Annotated in this window: 1 protein-coding gene; it reads right to left on the reverse strand. The window is 40.9% G+C overall.

Going from position 1 to position 403, the window contains the following annotated elements; all coding sequences use genetic code 11:
* A partial coding sequence (locus tag CWC11_RS20800) for a glycosyltransferase family protein (RefSeq protein ID WP_502704810.1) occupies positions 1-403 on the reverse strand: 403 nt, incomplete at both ends.

Here is a 403-nt window from a genome sequence, read left to right on the forward strand (position 1 = left end):
GACAAGTGTTAATCGGTTTTTCATAAGGAATGAAAGGCGGGATTATATTTTTAGAGAAGGGCTGCCAATGTACGCCAAGATGAATATCTGCCGGCGCAAATTGCTTTAGAAAAGTACGCTTTAAAAAGCCATTACTATGCATGGGTACTTCTGGGCTAAGAAACGCAACTTGATGGCTCATCGCAATGACAGGAACTTTAGCAAGCTTAGCGGCCCATGCACTAACCGGTTCGAAATCATTGAACACTAGATCATATTGGTCTATTTCTAAACGACGTACGTCTTTAACAAACTGCCCGAGCTTAATGTTTTTTATAGTGTCAATCTGACTCACTTGGCCGTTACGCGTACTGAAACTCAGCCCAGTTTTAGTTTGATAATCACCAAAAGATGCCATATCAAA

Source organism: Pseudoalteromonas sp. S3178 (assembly GCF_005886985.1).
Classification (GTDB): Bacteria; Pseudomonadota; Gammaproteobacteria; order Enterobacterales; family Alteromonadaceae; genus Pseudoalteromonas; species Pseudoalteromonas carrageenovora.